Annotated in this window: 3 protein-coding genes; all 3 read right to left on the bottom strand. The window is 70.1% G+C overall.

Annotated features, from left to right (window positions below; translation table 11 throughout):
* Positions 1-1,181, bottom strand: a 1,181-nt coding sequence (locus ACTS11_RS02055; RefSeq protein ID WP_442638688.1) for a xanthine dehydrogenase family protein molybdopterin-binding subunit, incomplete at its 3' end; no start/stop codon positions are given.
* A gap of 128 nt (positions 1,182-1,309) precedes the next feature.
* Positions 1,310-1,795: a (2Fe-2S)-binding protein gene (locus tag ACTS11_RS02050; RefSeq protein WP_442638687.1), complete on the bottom strand. Its 486-nt coding sequence runs from the start codon at positions 1,793-1,795 to the stop codon at positions 1,310-1,312.
* 149 nt (positions 1,796-1,944) lie between these two features.
* Positions 1,945-2,703: a dienelactone hydrolase family protein gene (locus ACTS11_RS02045; protein WP_442638686.1), complete on the bottom strand. Its 759-nt coding sequence runs from the start codon at positions 2,701-2,703 to the stop codon at positions 1,945-1,947.
* Between the last annotated feature and the right edge of the window lie 36 nt (positions 2,704-2,739).

Below are 2,739 nucleotides of genomic sequence, written 5' to 3'. Positions count from 1 at the left end.
CGGGCCATCTTGTCGATCGCGCGCTCGAGGCTGTAGGTCGCCTCGGGCCGCCCGGCGCCGCGATAGGCGTCGACGGGCGCGGTGTTGGTGAAGACGGCCTTGAGGTTCACGTAGACGTTCGGGACCTTGTAGGGCCCCGCCATCAGCGTGCCGTGCAGGAAGGTCGGCGTCGCGGTCGAGAAGTTCGACAGGTACGCCCCGACGTTCGCCAGCGTCGTGGTGCGGATGGCGACGATCTCGCCGTCCTTCTTGGCGCCGACCTCGATCTTCGTGACGTGGTCGCGGCCATGGGCGTCGGTGAGGAAGCTCTCCGTCCGCTCCGCCGTCCAGCGCACCGGCCGGCCGAGCTTCCTGGCGGCGGCCAGCACCAGCGCCTCCTCGCCGTAATGGTAGATCTTCGAGCCGAAGCCCCCGCCCACGTCGGGCGCCACCACCGTCAGCTTGTGCTCGGGAATGCCGAGCACGAAGGCGCAGACGAGAAGCTTGGTCAGGTGCGGGTTCTGGCTCGTCGTCGTCAGCCTGTACTCGCCCGTGCCCGGATGGTACTCGCCGATCGAGGCGCGCGGCTCCATCGCGTTCGGCACGAGGCGGTTGTTCACCAGTTCCAGCACGGTGACGTGCTCGGCCGCCTGCATCGCGGCATCGACCGCCGCGCGGTTGTCCTCGATCCAGCCCCAGTCGAAGCAGAGATTGTCGGGGATCTCGTCATGCACGCGGTTCGACGCGTCGGCCACCGCCGCCGCCATGTCGACGATGGCGGGCAACTCCTCGATCACCGTGCCCGCGGCGACCGCCTCGGCGGCGTCCCTGGCCTGCGCGTAGGTCTCGGCCACCACGGCGGCATAGGCGTCGCCCACGTGGCGCACCTTGCCATGCGCCAGAACGGGGCGCTTGGGCTCCCGCATGGGCGAGCCGTCGCGCGAATGGATCAGCCAGCCGGCCGGGTTGCCCCCCACCTCGGCGAAGTCCTCGCCGGTGAAGACGGCCAGCACGCCCGGCATCGCGGCGGCGGCGGAGGTGTCGATCGACACGATCCGCCCATGCGCGACGTTCGAGCGGACCATGACCGCGTAGGTCTGGCCCTGCATCGCCATGTCGTCGGTATACTGCCCGCTTCCGGTCAGGAAGCGGATGTCCTCGCGGCGCTTGGATCGCGCGCCGATCCCATGGTCCTTCGGCATGGGTGTCCTCCCTTGGGTGTCGCTCCCCCGGCCCTCCACGATAGGGGGCCGCCTGGGCCGGGGGCCTCCCCGCCCCCTTCATCTTTCTTCAAATACGCACGTGTCCCGCCCGCGGCCGGGCGCGCCGCCTATTCGGCGGCGACGGCCGAGACGTCCTGCCCGGACGCCGCCATGATCGCCTTGACGATGTTGTGGTAGCCCGTGCAGCGGCAGATGTTGCCCTCGAGATACTCGCGGACCTCGTGCTCGGTGGGCCTGGGGTTCTCCTTCAGGAGCGCGGCCGCCGACATCACCATTCCGGGCGTGCAGAAGCCGCACTGGAGCCCGTGGTGATCCTGGAACGCCTGCTGGATCGCCGAGAGCGTGCCGTCGGGCGCCGCCATCCCCTCGATCGTCAGCACGTCCGCGCCCGCCGCATCCAGCGCGAGCACGGTGCAGGACTTCACCGCGTTCCCGTTCATGTGCACGACGCAGGCGCCGCACTGGCTGGTGTCGCAGCCCACATGCGTGCCGGTCAGGCGCAGCTTTTCGCGGAGAAACTCGGACAGGAGCGTACGCCCCTCGACATCGCCGGCGACGGATTTCCCGTTCACCGACATCCTTACCTCGGTCATTCAGTGCCTCCCTGGGTTGTGGAAGCATCCAACCACGGAACGACCGAAACGCAAACGGTATTTTGGCGGCGGATTGGCGCGGCCCCGCCACGCCCCAGCGATCCCCGCGGATGGACGGCGGAGGGCCGCCGCCCCCCGCCCGGACCCGCTCAGAGCGCGTCGCCGAGGAACTCCAGCAACCCCGCGAAACTGTCGATCGAAGCCTCTTCCACGAAATCGTCCGAAGAGGGCACCGTGAAGGCGTGGCGCGCGCCGCCGTAGATCTTCGCCCCGTGCGGGATGCCTGCGGCCACCAGTTCCTCCATCACGACCGCGAGATCGCCGATCCCCGAGACCGGGTCGGCCGAGCCGTGGAAGAACATCACCGGCGCGCCGGAGGCCGCGCTCCAGTCCTGGCCCTCGGGCGTCGGCAACCCGCCGTGGAAACTGACGAAGCCCTGAAGGTCCGCGCCCGCGCGCGCGGCCTCGAGCACCGCCGCGCCGCCGAAGCAGTAGCCGATCATCACCATGCCCTCCGTCGCGCCGGGGATCTCGGCGGCGGCCTCGATCGAGCCCATGAGGCGCGTGCGGAACGTCTCGCGGTCGCCGTAGAGCGCGCCCGAGAGCGCGCGGTAATCCTCCATCCCCTGCGGGTCGGCCTCGGCGCCGTAGACGTCGATGGCGAAGGCGGTGTAGCCGGCTTCGGCCAGCATCCGGGCGCGCATCTCCTCGTACTCGGTCATGCCGTCCCAGTCGTGCACGATCAGGACGGTGCCGAGCGACTCCCGCGCCGGGTCGTGGGCGACGTAGCCCTCGAACGCCATGCCGTCGACCGTGTAGGCGAAGGGCTCGCCCGTGACCTCGGCCCCGGCCGCGAAGGGCGCTAGGGCGGCCGCTGCGGCGGCGGCGACAAGGTGTCTGTGGAACATGGGAACCTCCTTTTCCGGGTGTGGTGCCTGGGGGAG

Origin of the sequence: Roseicyclus sp. (assembly GCF_052168335.1) — a bacterium.
In the GTDB taxonomy this organism is placed as follows: domain Bacteria; phylum Pseudomonadota; class Alphaproteobacteria; order Rhodobacterales; family Rhodobacteraceae; genus Roseibacterium.
Note: the sequence above shows the minus strand (reverse complement) of the source record. Positions and strands in the feature narration are given on the sequence as shown.

Excerpts from the sequence above, each read along its gene's own strand:
- ACTS11_RS02050 (WP_442638687.1), bottom strand. The coding sequence starts at position 1,795 with ATGACCGAGGTAAGGATGTCGGTGAACGGGAAATCCGTCGCCGGCGAT.
- ACTS11_RS02045 (WP_442638686.1), bottom strand. The coding sequence starts at position 2,703 with ATGTTCCACAGACACCTTGTCGCCGCCGCCGCAGCGGCCGCCCTAGCG.